General features: G+C 43.1%; 19 protein-coding genes and 1 pseudogene. 18 read left to right on the forward strand and 2 right to left on the reverse strand.

What is annotated here, in order from left to right; all coding sequences use genetic code 11:
* Positions 1–26 precede the first annotated feature (26 nt).
* Positions 27–779: a 23S rRNA (guanosine(2251)-2'-O)-methyltransferase RlmB gene (rlmB, locus tag AC0L6H_RS09380; RefSeq protein WP_473393980.1), complete on the forward strand. Its 753-nt coding sequence runs from the start codon at positions 27–29 to the stop codon at positions 777–779.
* 22 nt (positions 780–801) lie between these two features.
* Here rlmB and AC0L6H_RS09385 read toward each other — a convergent pair whose 3' ends face one another.
* Entirely contained in the window at positions 802–3,030 is a 2,229-nt protein-coding gene (locus AC0L6H_RS09385) for a YHYH protein (RefSeq protein ID WP_473393981.1), read from the reverse strand.
* A 451-nt stretch (positions 3,031–3,481) separates the two neighbouring features.
* Between AC0L6H_RS09385 and rplN the strand changes: the two genes are divergently transcribed.
* The 17 genes and pseudogenes from rplN (at position 3,482) to rplQ (ending at position 11,993) form a co-directional block, all read left to right on the forward strand.
* A complete protein-coding gene (rplN, locus tag AC0L6H_RS09390; protein WP_473393982.1) occupies positions 3,482–3,850 on the forward strand; it encodes a 50S ribosomal protein L14 in 369 nt (122 codons plus the stop codon).
* Positions 3,851–3,862: 12 nt separating this feature from the next.
* Positions 3,863–4,177 (forward strand): 50S ribosomal protein L24, encoded by a 315-nt coding sequence (gene rplX, locus AC0L6H_RS09395; RefSeq protein ID WP_473393984.1) that lies wholly within the window; start codon positions 3,863–3,865, stop codon positions 4,175–4,177.
* Positions 4,178–4,192: 15 nt separating this feature from the next.
* Positions 4,193–4,732 (forward strand): 50S ribosomal protein L5, encoded by a 540-nt coding sequence (gene rplE, locus AC0L6H_RS09400; RefSeq protein ID WP_473393985.1) that lies wholly within the window; start codon positions 4,193–4,195, stop codon positions 4,730–4,732.
* A gap of 11 nt (positions 4,733–4,743) precedes the next feature.
* Entirely contained in the window at positions 4,744–5,049 is a 306-nt protein-coding gene (gene rpsN, locus AC0L6H_RS09405) for a 30S ribosomal protein S14 (protein WP_473393987.1), read from the forward strand.
* A 12-nt stretch (positions 5,050–5,061) separates the two neighbouring features.
* Entirely contained in the window at positions 5,062–5,454 is a 393-nt protein-coding gene (rpsH, locus tag AC0L6H_RS09410) for a 30S ribosomal protein S8 (protein WP_473393988.1), read from the forward strand.
* Positions 5,455–5,468: 14 nt separating this feature from the next.
* Positions 5,469–6,002: a 50S ribosomal protein L6 gene (gene rplF, locus AC0L6H_RS09415; protein ID WP_473393990.1), complete on the forward strand. Its 534-nt coding sequence runs from the start codon at positions 5,469–5,471 to the stop codon at positions 6,000–6,002.
* 9 nt (positions 6,003–6,011) lie between these two features.
* Positions 6,012–6,365, forward strand: a complete 354-nt coding sequence (gene rplR / locus AC0L6H_RS09420; RefSeq protein WP_473393991.1) for a 50S ribosomal protein L18 — start codon at positions 6,012–6,014, stop codon at positions 6,363–6,365.
* Between the two features lie 9 nt (positions 6,366–6,374).
* Positions 6,375–6,878, forward strand: coding sequence for a 30S ribosomal protein S5 (rpsE, locus tag AC0L6H_RS09425; RefSeq protein WP_006007331.1), 504 nt, complete (start codon positions 6,375–6,377; stop codon positions 6,876–6,878).
* Positions 6,879–6,884: 6 nt separating this feature from the next.
* The gene (rpmD, locus tag AC0L6H_RS09430; RefSeq protein ID WP_473393992.1) at positions 6,885–7,070 is read left to right on the forward strand and encodes a 50S ribosomal protein L30; all 186 of its coding nucleotides are present in this window, start codon (positions 6,885–6,887) and stop codon (positions 7,068–7,070) included.
* Entirely contained in the window at positions 7,071–7,505 is a 435-nt protein-coding gene (gene rplO / locus AC0L6H_RS09435) for a 50S ribosomal protein L15 (RefSeq protein WP_473393994.1), read from the forward strand.
* A 5-nt stretch (positions 7,506–7,510) separates the two neighbouring features.
* The gene (gene secY / locus AC0L6H_RS09440; protein WP_473393995.1) at positions 7,511–8,821 is read left to right on the forward strand and encodes a preprotein translocase subunit SecY; all 1,311 of its coding nucleotides are present in this window, start codon (positions 7,511–7,513) and stop codon (positions 8,819–8,821) included.
* A 46-nt stretch (positions 8,822–8,867) separates the two neighbouring features.
* Positions 8,868–8,984: a 50S ribosomal protein L36 gene (gene rpmJ / locus AC0L6H_RS09445; RefSeq protein ID WP_420672370.1), complete on the forward strand. Its 117-nt coding sequence runs from the start codon at positions 8,868–8,870 to the stop codon at positions 8,982–8,984.
* A gap of 155 nt (positions 8,985–9,139) precedes the next feature.
* Complete coding sequence (gene rpsM, locus AC0L6H_RS09450) at positions 9,140–9,496, forward strand: 30S ribosomal protein S13 (protein WP_473393996.1); 357 nt, start codon at positions 9,140–9,142, stop codon at positions 9,494–9,496.
* Positions 9,497–9,512: 16 nt separating this feature from the next.
* Positions 9,513–9,890, forward strand: a pseudogene (gene rpsK / locus AC0L6H_RS09455) (30S ribosomal protein S11); the annotation flags it as partial.
* A 34-nt stretch (positions 9,891–9,924) separates the two neighbouring features.
* Positions 9,925–10,545, forward strand: a complete 621-nt coding sequence (gene rpsD / locus AC0L6H_RS09460) for a 30S ribosomal protein S4 (protein ID WP_473393998.1) — start codon at positions 9,925–9,927, stop codon at positions 10,543–10,545.
* A 20-nt stretch (positions 10,546–10,565) separates the two neighbouring features.
* Positions 10,566–11,555, forward strand: a complete 990-nt coding sequence (locus AC0L6H_RS09465) for a DNA-directed RNA polymerase subunit alpha (protein ID WP_473394504.1) — start codon at positions 10,566–10,568, stop codon at positions 11,553–11,555.
* A gap of 36 nt (positions 11,556–11,591) precedes the next feature.
* On the forward strand, positions 11,592–11,993 hold the full coding sequence (rplQ, locus tag AC0L6H_RS09470; RefSeq protein ID WP_473393999.1) for a 50S ribosomal protein L17: 402 nt from the start codon (positions 11,592–11,594) through the stop codon (positions 11,991–11,993).
* 93 nt (positions 11,994–12,086) lie between these two features.
* Here the strand turns inward: rplQ and AC0L6H_RS09475 are convergent, their stop codons facing one another.
* Complete coding sequence (locus AC0L6H_RS09475) at positions 12,087–12,905, reverse strand: hypothetical protein (protein ID WP_473394000.1); 819 nt, start codon at positions 12,903–12,905, stop codon at positions 12,087–12,089.
* Positions 12,906–12,909 lie beyond the last annotated feature (4 nt).

The raw sequence follows: 12,909 nt of genomic DNA on the forward strand, positions 1-12,909 counted from the left end.
GCGTCAATACCTTCAGGAAGCAAAGCATGGCACAACAAGAATTTTTATACGGAATACATTCAATTGCTTCGGTACTTGAAAACGAACCAGAACGTTTACTCGAAATTATGATTGCTAAAGGACGCTCTGATGACCGCATAAATGCAATTGTTAGTGCAGCAAGAGCAAACGGTATTGCTGTGCAGTTTGTTCATCGAAAAACACTTGATGAAAAAAGTAATGGCGAGCAAAACCAAGGCTTATTGGCACGCGCAAAACCGGCTAGAGTGTTAGATGAAGCTGACTTAGACACTATTTTAAAGCGGGTTGAAGCGTCAGCGAGTGACACGCCTTTTTTGCTGATATTAGATGGTGTGACGGACCCTCATAACTTAGGTGCTTGCCTGCGTAATGCAGATGCTGCAGGTGTACAAGCCGTTATTGTACCAAAAGATAACGCCGTTGGCCTTACGCCGGTGGTGCGCAAAGTTGCTGTAGGTGCTGCAGAAACTGTGCCCTTAATACAGGTAACCAACTTAGCGCGAACCTTAAAGCATATTCAGCAGCAAGGGGTCTGGGTTATTGGTACTGCAGGCGAAGCAGAACAACTTATTTATGATTGTAAAATGCAAGGCCCAATCGCCCTTGTGATGGGTGCTGAAGGGAAAGGCATGCGCAGGCTTACGCGTGAAACCTGCGACGAATTAGTGAAACTGCCCATGGCTGGCGCTGTGTCGAGTTTAAATGTGTCTGTAGCCAGCGGAATTTGTTTATTTGAAATTGTTAGACAGCGCGCATAAGCATCAGCGCGCGCCGCGTTGGCTATTTGGTAAAACTTGCGTCTGGCGTACCGCTAAAACAAGCAAGGACATAAGGGTAACTATCGGTAATATAGTAAGCATATTGACCGTCAACTTCCATACCGTTACATTCGTCTAAATCACCAAGGCCTTCAACGTATTCATAGTCGTCTCTAAAGGCACCATCATAGTCGCCTCCGGGGGCTGCAAGGCTGCCATCTTGATTTACCCTAGCACCTTGCCTTAAGCGATAACTTGATTTAGCTTTTCGAATACCTTCGTTTGCAAAACCACTTATTTCGTCGCTGTTAATATATGAGCCATATATGGGAAAGCCATCAGCAGCAAACCCAATAACCGGGGAGGCTTGGCTATTGTCGTCAGCAAATAGCGCAAAAGGAGAGCCATGGTAGTGGTAGGTACCATCGGGCTGGGCATGTGCGTTATGGGTGTCTACTCTAAACCCATTTGTTGGATGCATTGGGTCGTAACGCCAAGGTGTTGTGGCATCATTACAGCCAATTTTCCCATCGCCTACGCCAAAGCATCCGGCTGCAAGAAGATCTACTTTAACGCCATTTAACAATATTGCGTTATCTACATTAAGGCTTAAAGGAGTTGTACTTGTCGCTTTTGCTGGGGTTGTACTTATTTCAAATACATCATTTTGTTCAGATACATTATTAGGGAAGGCATTGCCGCCGTCGTTAAAATCGTGATTTGGAATAGCATTGGTGCGAAAAATACATTTTTCGTTAGTAACTTCAATACGCAAATCACCAACAAACATCAAATCTCTGGCAACGTCATTAGCATTTGAGGTGTATGTAGAAACATAGCTTGCACAACTGCCATTTTGATTGGTTAAAATTGCATTAGTGATATTAATTGCATCGCCATTGTTGGTAGTTACTATGTCGTCTGCGAAGGCCTTTAAGGCTGCTAAGTCTGCACTAGCTGAGGGCTCACTAATTTTATTTTCTTGTTCAGAAAAATCGTCAGCGATATCGAAAAGCTCATTCGTGCCATCTGCATATTCAATGAGTTTAAAACGACTATTTCTGACTGCGAACCCAGTCGTAGAAGCGGATTCGAATTGCGTAAATATAGTATCTGAACTCGTTGCTGTCGCGTCAGAAAAGGTAGCTGCAAAACTCACGCTGTCATGCACTGTGCTTAGCTCAGAACCGGCTATGTTTGCGATGGTCGCAAATAAGTCAGTTGCCGTAACCAGTGCTGGTTCGCGCTCACCCACGCGTGTGACACCTTTGCCAGAAACGAACAAGGGCACTGCTAGACCGCCTTGATATAAGCTCCCTTTTGCATGTCCTGAAATATAGGCTGCCGTATCAATGACTCTATTGGGTGTACCGTTATCACCCATAAAGATGATAATAGTGTTCTCCCGTACACTTGATTCTAAGCTATTTATGAGCCGGCCAATTTCGGTATCCATCGCTTCGATGGCCGCTAAATAATAGTCCCTGCGATTAGTTTGAATATCTGATGCGTTACCGCTTAAGTTTCGGCTATGCAGGTTTGAAGGTGGTAAATGAAAAGGGCTATGCGGTGCGGAATACGCAACCCATGCAAACCATGGGCTTGTTTGTTGGTTTATCCATTCGATTGCAAGGGTGCTTATATGACTCGTATGGTAGATAGTAGAGTTTGTAGTATTACCATTTATTGTCAAGGACCAATCGTTGTAGTCGTTAAGGTTCCCAATATTACCCGCGTAGTAATCTATACCAAGATCATTTGGATGAGAGCTTAGCGCATTTCCACCACCTAAATGCCATTTACCAAATACCGCAGATTGATAATTTACATCAGGTACTTGCTGCTCAATATATGATTGTAGTAGCTGATGATCATCACTTAACTGGCCGGGTACATAAGTAACACCGTTATTCTGTGGGAATTTACCCGTGATAATCGTTGCCCTTGTCGGGCTGCAGGCTGGGGTAGCCCACGCGTTATCAAATACTAGGCCCTGGCTGGCCAATGCGCTTAAGTTTGGTGTGTTAGGTAGGTCGGTACTAAGACTATATTCTGCTGAGGCGTCTAGCCCTTGATCATCCGATAAAATAAATAAAATGTTGGGTGCATCAGATGGTGTTTCGTCTGGCGGTGTGGTTACAGGTGGTGTGACCGGGGGTATTACAAGTTCTGGTGTTGAATCGCTGCTACCACCGCCACAACCAACAAGTAAAAACGTAACAAAGTAAAAAGTAGAAAGTAAAAATCGCATGTGGCGCTCCGGAAAAAACTGTCGAGTGTGTTGTATTCATGATTACTATACATACAGACAGGAGCCTTTTATTTCTATTTACGCAAACTTTACATAATGTCTATTTAACGATAGTGTTTAGAGCGGCTATGAGCACTTGATTTTAAATCATCATGACCCATATATAATCAGTAATAAAATATTTTTGTAGCTGTTTAAGCCTTACCTCATCTCACTTCAGCTGCTTTTAAGCGAAGTCACGAACGTAAATACCAAACATTTATCAATTATCTTTAAATTAGACTACACCTAAGGCATGTTTTCTGTTATAGTTTCGCGCCCTTTTTGTGGGGGTATGGTCTATTTTTTCTATTAATACCTTGTAATTGTTACAAATTAACAAGGAATTAAAAGAGCTAATAGCAGATAAGCGGCTCAAGAGAGTCATAATATTTAACAGCGGAGCACTAACATGATCCAAATGCAAACTACCCTAGATGTAGCCGACAACTCAGGCGCTCGTAGGGTTCAGTGTATTAAGGTTCTTGGTGGCTCGCATCGCCGTTATGCACATATAGGCGACATCATTAAAGTTGCAGTGAAGGAAGCTATTCCTCGCGGCAAAGTTAAAAAAGGTGACGTTTTGAATGCAGTGGTGGTGCGTACTAGGAAAGGCGTTCGCAGAGCAGATGGTTCTACTATCCGTTTTGATAACAACGCAGCTGTTTTGCTTAATGCAAACAAGCAACCTATTGGCACGCGTATTTTTGGCCCGGTCACAAGAGAACTTCGTGGAGATTCATTCATGAAGATCATCTCATTGGCCCCAGAAGTACTATAAGGAGTCACGATAATGGCTAGAAAAATTCGTCGTGATGATGAAGTAGTCGTATTAGCGGGTAAAGACAAAGGCAAGCAAGGCAAAGTTTTGCGGGTTTTAGCGTCTGACGACCGTGTATATGTAGAAGGCGTAAACATTGTTAAGAAACACCAAAAAGCAAACCCTCAAGCGGGCGAGCCAGGTGGAATCATTGACAAAGAAGCTTCTATTCATGTTTCAAATATAGCGTTAGTTAATCCGGCAACGGGTAAAGCTGATCGCGTTGGTTTCCGTACCGAAGACGAAAAGAAAGTACGTTTCTTTAAGTCTAACGGCGACCTAGTTTAACTATTGGAGAGTACGATGGCGAAACTGCATGAGTTCTATAAAGAGACCGTAGTAGCCGATCTTGCAAAGCAGTTCGGGTACAAAAGTGTCATGCAAGTCCCTCGGGTAGAGAAAATCACCTTAAACATGGGTTTAGGTGAAGCAGTAGCAGACAAGAAAGTCCTTGAATCAGCGCAAGCTGATATGGCGGCTATAGCTGGTCAAAAGCCGGTTGTCACTGTTGCTCGAAAATCTGTAGCGGGCTTTAAAATCCGTGAAGGTTATCCGATTGGCTGTAAAGTAACCTTGCGCGGCGAGCGTATGTGGGAATTCCTTGAGAGATTAATTTCTATCACTATTCCACGTATCCGTGACTTCCGTGGTCTTAACCCGAAATCTTTTGACGGTAAAGGCAACTATAGCATGGGTGTGCGTGAGCAAATCATCTTCCCTGAAATCGATTTCGATAAAGTGGATAAAGTGCGCGGTATGGATATTACTATCACTACTAGTGCTGAAACTAACGAAGAAGCCCACGCTCTATTGAGCGCGTTCAGCTTCCCGTTTAGAAAATAAGGTGTAGGGTTATGGCAAAAGAATCAATGAAGGCGCGCGAAGCAAAACGCGCCAAGCTGGTTAAGAAATATTCTGTTAAACGTCAGGCGCTTAAAGCGACTATCAGCGACGTGAATGTTTCTGAAGAAGAGCGTTGGGATGCTGTTCTTAAGCTACAACAACTTCCACGTGACTCGTCAATTTCACGCAAGCAAAATCGCTGTCGTGTAACTGGCCGTCCACATGGTTTCCTACGCAAATTTGGTCTTTCTCGTATTAAGCTTCGTGAAGCTGCAATGCGTGGTGAAGTCCCTGGCCTTAAAAAAGCCAGCTGGTAAGGAGTAGCACATATGAGCATGCAAGATCCTATCGCGGATATGTTTACCCGAATTCGTAATGCCCAACAGGCATCTAAAGTTACGACTTCTATGCCTTCTTCGAAGTTACGTGTTGCTATTGCAGCATTGCTTCAAGCAGAAGGGTATGTTGAAGGTTTCAACGTTATTGAGGGTACTAAACCTACTCTAGAAGTAACCTTGAAATATTTCGAAGGTAAAAAAGTAATTGATACAATTCAAAGAGTTAGCCGTCCTGGTTTACGCATCTATAAGAAAAAAGATGAGTTACCTAAAGTGATGGGCGGTCTTGGGATTGCTATCGTGTCTACCTCAAAAGGTGTGATGACTGACCGTGCAGCGCGTAACGCTGGCATGGGTGGTGAGATCATCGGTTATGTAGCATAACGGAGGAATAGAATATGTCACGTATAGCAAAATCCGCTGTGAACATCGTGTCTGGGGTAGAAGTTTCTATCGCAGGTCAAGAAGTCACAGTTAAAGGTACAAAAGGCACCTTAACTCGCGTGTTTAACGACGCAGTAGCCATAAAGCAAGAAGACGGCACATTAACTACGGCTCCTAAAGAAGGCGTAGCAAATGGTTGGGCTCAAGCTGGAACGGCAAACTCATTGTTAGCATCTATGGTTAAAGGTGTGACTGATGGTTTTGAAAAGAAACTTCAACTAAATGGTGTTGGTTACCGTGCTTCTGCACAAGGTAGCAAACTTAACCTTACGTTGGGCTTTTCTCACCCTGTCGCTTACGATATGCCTGAAGGCATAACCGTACAAACTCCTACACAAACCGAAATCATTGTTTCTGGCACTGATAAGCAAGTTGTAGGGCAGGTAGCTGCGAATATTCGTGCTTACCGTCCACCAGAGCCTTATAAAGGTAAAGGTGTTCGTTATGCTGATGAGAATGTTCGTCGTAAAGAAGCTAAGAAAAAGTAGGTGGGTGTTATGGATAAGAAAACAGCTCGCTTACGTCGCGCAACTCGCGCACGTAAGAAGATCAGTGAACTAGAAGCGACTCGCTTAGTAGTGAACCGTACACCGCGCCACATATACGCTCAGTTAATCGCTCCAAGCGGTTCTGAAGTATTAGCATCAGCTTCTACTGTTGAAAAAGACCTTAAAGGTTCTTTGAAAGCAACAGGTAACGTTGAAGCTGCAGCGGCGGTTGGTAAAGCGATTGCACAACGCGCTATCGAAAAAGGTGTAACGAAAGTTGCCTTCGATAGAAGTGGATTTAAATATCACGGTCGTGTGAAAGCACTGGCTGATGCCGCTCGTGAAGCGGGCCTTCAGTTCTAGGAGTTTAAAATGGCTAAAGTAGAAGTTCAACAACAGGGCGACCTGTTAGAAAAGCTAATCGCTGTAAACCGTGTTTCTAAGGTAGTTAAAGGTGGTCGTATCTTTAGCTTTACCGCATTAACAGTGGTTGGTGATGGCAATGGCCGTGTAGGTTTTGGCTACGGTAAAGCACGTGAAGTTCCTGCTGCTATTCAAAAAGCAATGGAAAAAGCACGTCGCAACCTAGTTGATGTTGACCTAAACGGAAACACATTACAGCACCCAATTAAAGGGCGTCACTCAGGTTCTAAAGTTTACATGCAGCCTGCATCAGAAGGTACTGGTATTATTGCCGGTGGTGCGATGCGTGCAGTTTTAGAAGTTGCTGGTGTACAAAACGTTCTTTCTAAATGCTACGGCTCAACCAACCCAATCAACGTGGTACGCGCGACAGTTAATGCGCTAGTAGAAATGAACTCTCCGGAGAAAATTGCTGCGAAACGTGGATTACCGGTTAACGAGATTTTGGGGTAATTGAACATGGCAAAGACGATTAAAGTAAAGCAAACTAAAAGCTCGATCGGTCGACTGCCTAAGCACAAAGCAACATTAGTTGGTTTAGGCTTACGCAAAATTGGTCATGTTCGTGAACTTGAAGATACACCAGCCGTTCGCGGTATGGTAAACCGTGTATTTTACATGGTTGAGATAGTGGAGGAGTCATAGATGAAACTTAATACCCTTGCTCCTGCACCTGGAGCTAAAAAAGTAGGTAAACGTGCTGGTCGCGGTATCGGTTCTGGCTTAGGCAAGACTGGTGGACGTGGTCACAAAGGTCAAAAAAGTCGTTCAGGCGGAAGTGTTAAGCCTGGATTCGAAGGTGGTCAAATGCCTTTACAACGTCGTTTACCGAAATTCGGTTTTACGTCGCGTGTATCTTTTGTGACTGACCAAGTAACATTAAGCGAAATTGCTAAAGTTGAAGGTGATGTAGTATCACTAGACACTTTGAAAGCTGCAGGTCTTATCAAAAAAGAAATGCAGAATGTCAAAGTGATCTTGAGCGGTTCAATCGACCGTGCAGTCACCATTAGTGGCCTTGGGGTAACCAAAGGCGCACTAGAAGCAATTACAGCTGCTGGCGGTAAAGTAGAGGAATAACCTAAATGGCAAAACCAGGACAGGGATCAAGTACAGGTGGCGGTTTGAGCGAATTATGGTCTCGCCTGCTTTTCGTACTTGGCGCAATCATAGTGTTTAGGCTTGGGTCTTATGTACCCATCCCTGGTATTGACTCTAACGTGTTGTCTCAAATTTTTGAGCAACAAACAGGTACTATTGTAGGCATGTTCAACATGTTCTCTGGTGGTGCTTTAGAAAGAGCCTCGGTACTAGCTTTGGGTATAATGCCTTACATCACAGCATCGATTATTATGCAGTTATTAGCTGCTGTGCACGAGCCGTTTAAGGAATTAAAGAAAGAAGGCCAATCTGGCCAACGTAAAATCAGTCAATACACGCGTTATTTAACACTTGTATTAGCAACTTTCCAATCTGTTGGGATTGCAACTGGTTTACCTTCAATGATTCCTGGCTTAGTGACCGATCCTGGCTTGGCTTTCTATTTTACAGCAGTCGTAAGTTTGGTTACCGGTACCATGTTCTTAATGTGGTTAGGTGAACAAATTACCGAACGCGGTATAGGTAATGGTATATCTATTTTGATATTTGCCGGAATAGTTGCAGGCTTACCTACAGCTATTGGTCAAACTGCAGAACAGGCACGACAAGGTGAAATAAACTTGTTGTTCTTATTCGTGCTAGTCGCCATTATCATCGCATTAACGTATTTAGTTGTGTTTGTTGAACGTGCGCAGCGCCGCATTGTGGTGAACTATGCTAAGCGTCAACAAGGCAGAAAAGTATTTGCAGCGCAAAGCTCACATTTACCGCTTAAGGTAAATATGGCAGGTGTAATTCCACCTATCTTTGCATCAAGTATTATTTTGTTTCCGAGCACTTTGTCGGGCATGTTAGGCCAGAACGAGAACTTCTCGTTTTTAGCTGATGTTGCTTTGGTATTGTCACCTGGACAACCTTTATACGTTATGCTTTACGCAGCGACGATTATATTCTTTTGCTTCTTTTATACAGCATTACAATTTAATCCTCGCGACACTGCTGATAATCTAAAGAAATCTGGCGCATTTGTTCCTGGGATTCGTCCTGGTGAGCAAACATCACGTTACATTGATAAAGTGATGACAAGGTTGACCCTAGCCGGTGCTCTCTATATTACCTTTGTTTGTTTAGTGCCTGAATTCCTGCTGCTATGGTTTAACGTTCCGTTTTACTTTGGTGGTACATCATTACTCATTATATGTGTAGTGGTAATGGATTTTATGGCTCAGGTGCAGACCCATTTGATGTCACATCAATATGGGGATGTTCTTAAAAAAGCTAATCTTAAAGGGTAGGCCATAAAGGCCCATTCTTTACGTTAGCCAACTACGGAGTGATGACATGAAAGTTCGTGCATCCGTTAAAACGATTTGCCGTAACTGCAAAATCATTAAGCGCAACGGTGTTGTAAGAGTGATTTGTTCAGCAGAGCCTAAGCATAAGCAAAGGCAAGGTTAATCGTCTCTTTTTGAAAAGAGATTAAACATGGTTTTTAATATCGGGCTGCTGTACTAGCGCCCGAGCTCTAAAACCTTTATTTGCAATTTTGTTACTGGGTAAGTATCCTATCGGGCTTTTTAGGCTAGTAACATTTATTAAGAGGAGTGCTGTTAATGGCCCGTATCGCTGGCATTAACATTCCTGATCACAAGCATACAGTTATCGCTTTGCAAGCCATTTATGGTATTGGGGCAACCCGCGCAAAAGAAATCTGTGTAAACGCAAGTGTATCAGAGTCTACCAAAATTAAAGATTTGGATGAGACGACAATAGACAAACTTCGTGACGAAGTAGCCAAATTTATGGTTGAAGGTGATTTACGTCGTGAAGTTTCCATGAGTATTAAACGTTTGATGGACCTAGGTTGTTTCCGTGGCATACGCCACCGTCGCGGCTTACCTCTACGTGGTCAGCGCACTAAAACTAATGCGCGTACCCGTAAAGGTCCTCGTAAACCTATTAAAAAGTAAGCGAGGCAGTTAAGTTATGGCTAAAACACCTACAAAAGCGCGTAAACGCGCCAAACGTCAAGTTGCTGATGGTATGGCTCATATCCATGCATCTTTCAACAACACGATTGTGACAATTACTGACCGTCAAGGTAATGCGCTAGCATGGGCAACATCTGGTGGTTCTGGTTTCCGTGGTTCACGTAAATCTACTCCGTTCGCAGCGCAAGTTGCAGCAGAGAGAGCAGGCATCGCAGCCCAAGATTACGGCTTAAAGAACATTGAAGTGTTCGTAAAAGGTCCTGGTCCTGGTCGTGAATCTGCGATTCGTGCATTAAATGCGACTGGATACAAAATCACAAACATTACCGACGTGACGCCAATACCTCACAACGGTTGTCGTCCACCTAAAAAAGCGTCGCGTATAAGCGAACAGTTGGAGAAAGATCATGGCAAGATATTTGGGTCCAAAACTCAAACTTAGTCGTCGTGAAGGAACCGACCTGTTCCTTAAAAGCGGCGTAAGAGCAATAGAAAGTAAGTGTAAAATTGATCAGCCTCCTGGTCAGCATGGCGCCCGTCGTGGCAGATTGTCTGATTATGGCGTTCAATTACGCGAGAAGCAGAAAGTTCGTCGTATGTACGGCGTGCTTGAGAAGCAATTTAGAAACTACTACAAAGAAGCTGCACGCCTTAAAGGCAATACAGGTGAAAACTTGTTGCAACTTCTAGAACAACGTCTTGATAACGTTGTTTACCGTATGGGTTTTGCAAGTACACGCGCAGAAGCACGTCAACTTGTAAGCCACAAGGCCATCCTTGTAAACGGTAAAGTAGTTAACATTCCATCTTTCAACGTAAAAGCTGAAGATGTGGTAGCTGTTCGCGAAAAAGCGAAAAAACAGGCTCGTATTGTGGCTGCACTTGAATTAGCAGACCAACGCGAAAAACCAACATGGTTGGAAGTTGACAATACTAAAATGGAAGGCACGTTTAAGCGCGTTCCTGAAAGAACAGATTTGTCTGCCGAAATAAACGAACAGTTGATTGTCGAACTTTACTCTAAGTAAAGACTAACTAAAGAGGATACATTGTGGGTTCAGTGACCGAATTCCTAAAGCCAAGATTAGTTGAAATTGAAAACGTTTCACCTACTCGTGCAAAAGTAACGTTAGAGCCATTAGAGCGTGGTTTTGGCCATACTCTAGGCAACGCACTTCGTCGTATCCTGCTTTCGTCTATGCCAGGTTGTGCAGTGACGGAAGTAGAAATTGACGGCGTGTTACACGAGTACACTGCTAAAGAAGGCGTGCAAGAAGATGTTCTTGAGATATTATTAAACCTTAAAGGTTTGGCGGTATCTTTAGAAAACAAAACCGAAGCTACCTTAACATTAGTTAAGTCTGGTGCAGGTCCAGTTCTTGCCGGCGACATTCAGCATGACGGTGACGTAGAGATCGTTAATCCTGAGCACGTGATTTGTAACTTAACTGGCGAAGCTGAGTTAAGCATGCGTATCAAGGTAGAAATGGGTCGTGGTTATGTACCAGCATCTACTCGTCGTTCCTCTGAAGACGATGATCGACCAATTGGTCGTTTGTTAGTTGACGCTTCATTCAGTCCAGTAGAGCGTATAGCTTACTCTGTAGAGTCTGCTCGTGTTGAACAACGCACAGACTTAGATAAGCTTATAATCGATATGGAAACTAACGGAACATTAGATCCGGAAGAAGCCATTCGTCGCTCAGCTACTATTTTAGCTGAACAGTTAGATGCATTCGTAGAATTACGTGACATCTCTGTACCAGAAGCTAAAGAAGAGAAACCAGAATTCGATCCGATTCTACTTCGTCCTGTTGACGACTTAGAATTAACGGTTCGTTCTGCTAACTGTTTGAAAGCCGAGGCTATCCAATATATTGGTGACCTTGTACAGCGTACTGAAGTTGAACTTCTTAAAACCCCTAACTTGGGTAAGAAGTCACTTACAGAAATTAAAGATGTACTTGCTTCTCGTGGACTATCTTTGGGCATGCGCCTAGAGAATTGGCCACCAGAGTCAATCGCTGAAAAAGATTAATCAGAATTAAGCTGATTTGTAAAGAAGGATAAGACTATGCGCCATCGTAAGAGTGGTCGGCAGTTAAATCGTAATAGCAGCCACAGAATCGCTATGTTTAAAAACATGGCTAGTTCTTTGGTAAAACACGAAGTTATTAAAACTACGTTGCCAAAAGCGAAAGAATTGCGTCGAGTTATAGAGCCATTAATCACACTTGCTAAGAATGACAGCGTTGCAAATCGCCGTCTAGCTATGGCAAGAACGGCTGATAAAGAAGTGGTAGGTAAATTATTTAATGAACTTGGTCCGCGTTACGACGCTCGTCCAGGTGGTTACACACGTATCCTTAAATGTGGATTCCGTGCTGGTGACAATGCTCCTATGGCATACGTTGAATTAGTTGACCGTCCAATTACTGAAGAAGTTGCTGAAGAAGTTGAAGCAATCGAAGAGTAAGCGGTAAATAAATTAAAAAGCCCGGTTTTTACCGGGCTTTTTATTACCTTAAATTTTTATAAGAATACGATGTTCTTTAATTAAAACTGAAAATTAATGTTGAAGTTTTTTCGTTGCTTGTTCATCTTTATAATGTTCTTCGATAACAGCTACGATAGCTTGCTCACTCAAGCCTCCTTTAATAGCGGACAAACGTACTCGTTCAGAGTCAATATTTCGTTGTTGTGCCAATTCTACAAGTCTTTCAATGGCATCAGGATATTGTGCTAATTGTTCAACCGAAACGATAATCATGTTTTCTGATTTAGTTTCATCGTCAGTCACCGTAGCTAACAAAGCGTCAAGCACATATTTTCCTACAAATGGAACTTCCTTTATTGTTGTTATCAAAATTTCCATTGTTTTCGATGGATAGGCTTTAACTAGCTTCTGCGCAATTTGGTCAGCTGAATCAGGTTCTGCCGTTACTGCCGTTCTTACAATTGCGTTAAACTGCTCGGGGCTGTATTCACAAGCAGCACTGGTAGCCGTGCCTGCGTAGCTGGGTTCTGCATTTACTGCAATTTCCACAATTTCGGTTGGATTAGCTACCTTGTATTTATTTGCTAATACGATTATTTCGTCAACATACATAGGTTTAGAGCTAACACTTGCAGTAATGATTTCGTGATAATTTTCGGGATAAGCACTAAAAGCTATAGAAACAAACTCCGCAGTTCGTTGAGGATACCTATCAAGAAGGCTCTTTAAGGTATTACCAATTGAACTACCGCCGCTTACCTGTTTTTTGAAGAATTGAATGGATTGTTGGCTTGGTTCCATTATTTTAGTTGTATCGTCTGCAAAAGCCGCATGACTCATGAGACTGCCTGTAATCATTAAGGACAAGCCTAGTGTTACTAATGCCTTCATTTTT

The organism is Glaciecola sp. G7-5, from assembly GCF_055808975.1.

Excerpts from the sequence above, each read along its gene's own strand:
- AC0L6H_RS09385 (WP_473393981.1), bottom strand. The coding sequence starts at position 3,030 with ATGCGATTTTTACTTTCTACTTTTTACTTTGTTACGTTTTTACTTGTT.
- rplO (WP_473393994.1), top strand. The coding sequence starts at position 7,071 with ATGAAACTTAATACCCTTGCTCCTGCACCTGGAGCTAAAAAAGTAGGT.
- AC0L6H_RS09475 (WP_473394000.1), bottom strand. The coding sequence starts at position 12,905 with ATGAAGGCATTAGTAACACTAGGCTTGTCCTTAATGATTACAGGCAGT.
- rplN (WP_473393982.1), top strand. The coding sequence starts at position 3,482 with ATGATCCAAATGCAAACTACCCTAGATGTAGCCGACAACTCAGGCGCT.
- rpsM (WP_473393996.1), top strand. The coding sequence starts at position 9,140 with ATGGCCCGTATCGCTGGCATTAACATTCCTGATCACAAGCATACAGTT.
- rplX (WP_473393984.1), top strand. The coding sequence starts at position 3,863 with ATGGCTAGAAAAATTCGTCGTGATGATGAAGTAGTCGTATTAGCGGGT.
- rlmB (WP_473393980.1), top strand. The coding sequence starts at position 27 with ATGGCACAACAAGAATTTTTATACGGAATACATTCAATTGCTTCGGTA.
- rplR (WP_473393991.1), top strand. The coding sequence starts at position 6,012 with ATGGATAAGAAAACAGCTCGCTTACGTCGCGCAACTCGCGCACGTAAG.
- rpmD (WP_473393992.1), top strand. The coding sequence starts at position 6,885 with ATGGCAAAGACGATTAAAGTAAAGCAAACTAAAAGCTCGATCGGTCGA.
- rplF (WP_473393990.1), top strand. The coding sequence starts at position 5,469 with ATGTCACGTATAGCAAAATCCGCTGTGAACATCGTGTCTGGGGTAGAA.
- rpsD (WP_473393998.1), top strand. The coding sequence starts at position 9,925 with ATGGCAAGATATTTGGGTCCAAAACTCAAACTTAGTCGTCGTGAAGGA.
- rpsE (WP_006007331.1), top strand. The coding sequence starts at position 6,375 with ATGGCTAAAGTAGAAGTTCAACAACAGGGCGACCTGTTAGAAAAGCTA.
- rpsH (WP_473393988.1), top strand. The coding sequence starts at position 5,062 with ATGAGCATGCAAGATCCTATCGCGGATATGTTTACCCGAATTCGTAAT.
- rpmJ (WP_420672370.1), top strand. The coding sequence starts at position 8,868 with ATGAAAGTTCGTGCATCCGTTAAAACGATTTGCCGTAACTGCAAAATC.
- rplQ (WP_473393999.1), top strand. The coding sequence starts at position 11,592 with ATGCGCCATCGTAAGAGTGGTCGGCAGTTAAATCGTAATAGCAGCCAC.
- rpsN (WP_473393987.1), top strand. The coding sequence starts at position 4,744 with ATGGCAAAAGAATCAATGAAGGCGCGCGAAGCAAAACGCGCCAAGCTG.
- rplE (WP_473393985.1), top strand. The coding sequence starts at position 4,193 with ATGGCGAAACTGCATGAGTTCTATAAAGAGACCGTAGTAGCCGATCTT.
- secY (WP_473393995.1), top strand. The coding sequence starts at position 7,511 with ATGGCAAAACCAGGACAGGGATCAAGTACAGGTGGCGGTTTGAGCGAA.